The sequence below is a fragment of the Synechococcus sp. F70.1 genome (assembly GCF_047502745.1).
Classification (GTDB): Bacteria; Cyanobacteriota; Cyanobacteriia; order Thermostichales; family Thermostichaceae; genus Thermostichus.
The window spans coordinates 1-1,808 of sequence record NZ_JANSJL010000062.1 but is presented as its reverse complement, the minus strand read 5'-3'; the positions used below and the strand labels follow the sequence as shown (position 1 = coordinate 1,808).

Here is a 1,808-nt window from a genome sequence, read left to right as displayed (position 1 = left end):
CACCCCTTTCACTCGCCTCTCGGTCACCGCCGCACGGATTTGCGTCGTGCGGCTCCCTACCGGCTTGGACGGCGCTCGTCTCGCCGCGGCGACTACCCCTCAGCATCCGGCATTGGTCAAACGACCACCACACGGTACAGGACTATCAACCTGTTGTCCATCGGGTCAGGCGTGTGCCGTCCCCTTAGGCCCGACTACCCTGCCGCGGTGCACCCGTGCGGCAGAACCCTTAGACTTTCGGTGGCGATGATTGCGACATCGCTTCTCCGTTACTCATTCCGGCATTCGCACTCGTCGTCACTCCACCGACGCTTCCGCGCCGACTTCGGCGCGACGACGACGCTCCCCTACCGTTTGCCGATGGCAAACCCGCGGCTTCGGTGCATCGCTTTGCCCCGCTACAGCGTCGGCGCAGCGCTGCTTGACCAGTGAGCTGTTACGCACTCTTTCAAGGATGGCTGCTTCTAAGCCAACCTCCTGGTTGTCTGAGCGGCGCCACAACCTTTCCCACTTAGCGATGACTGGGGGACCTTAGCCGGCGGTCTGGGTTGTTTCCCTCTCGACGACGGATGTTCGCACCCGCCGTCTCACGCGCGGTGCCCACCCCTGGCATTTGCAGTTTGCCGTCGCTTGGTAAGCGGTGAAGCCCCCGCACAACAACAGCGCTCTACCTCCAGGGGTGGCGTAGCCGCGGCTGTACCTCAATACATTTCGGGGAGAACCAGCTATCTCCGTGTTCGATTGGCATTTCACCCCTACCCACAGCTCATCCGAGCCTTTTGCAACAGACACCGGTGCGGCCCTCCACGTCCTGTTAGGGACGCTTCAGCCTGGCCATGGGTAGCTCACACGGTTTCGGGTCTATCCCCGGCGACGGTCGCCCTGTTCAGGCTCGCGTTCACTCCGGCTCCGGCTGGCACTGCCTTAACCACGCCACCGAGGATAACTCGCCGGATCATACTCCAAAAGGCACGCGGTCACCGGTGTTTCCGGCTCCCACGGCGTGGAAGCACACGATTTCAGGGTCTCTTTCACTCCCCTCACCGGGGTGCTTTTCACCGTTCCCTCACGGTACTGTGCGCTATCGGTCACTGCGTGTAGGTTGCCTTGGACAGTGGTCTGCCCGGCTTCAGCCCGGGTTCTTCGTGCCCGGACCTACTCAGGAGCGACCCTCCCGGCTAAGGCGCCCGCCTACGCGACTGTCACGCTCTGCGGTGCAGGGTTCCACACTGCTTCGGCTCAGCGCGGTCGCTCGGGTGACCGACGAGCAGGTCGGTCACGGGTCGTCCTCCAACCCCGCGGGCGCAACGGCTGCTCCCTATTTCACGCCCGCGGTTTAGGCTGCACCCGGTTCGCTCGCCGCTACTACGGGTGTGGTTCACGCTTCCTCCGGCTACTGAGATGTTTCAGTTGGCCGGGTTCCCGCTCCGCTGCTGCGGAGCGCTGCCAGATGGCAGCGGGTTGCCCCATTCGGAGACCTCCGGATCACAGCCTGCACGCGGCTCCCCGGAGCATATCGGTGCCGTGCCCCGTCCTTCATCGGCACGCAGCGCCATGGCATCCATCGTGTGCTCATCATGTCTTCCTTCCGTCACGGCCAACCGACCGTGACCCGGTCACACGGTGCGGGTGGACGCACGCACCGCAGACCGGCAGTAATATTGGTACAATCGCGTGAGTTGTTAAGGTACGACCAGCGCACCCACACTGAATGACGAGAAGCTGGACACCACAACAATTTAGATTGGGAGTGACTCCCTAGAAAGGAGGTGATCCAGCCGCACCTTCCGGTACGGCTACCTTGTTAC

Annotated in this window: 1 rRNA gene; it reads right to left on the bottom strand. The window is 62.8% G+C overall.

Annotation, left to right across the window (positions count from 1 at the left end):
* Nucleotides 1–1,588, bottom strand: a 23S ribosomal RNA gene (locus tag NW860_RS06840); the annotation flags it as partial.
* Nucleotides 1,589–1,808 lie beyond the last annotated feature (220 nt).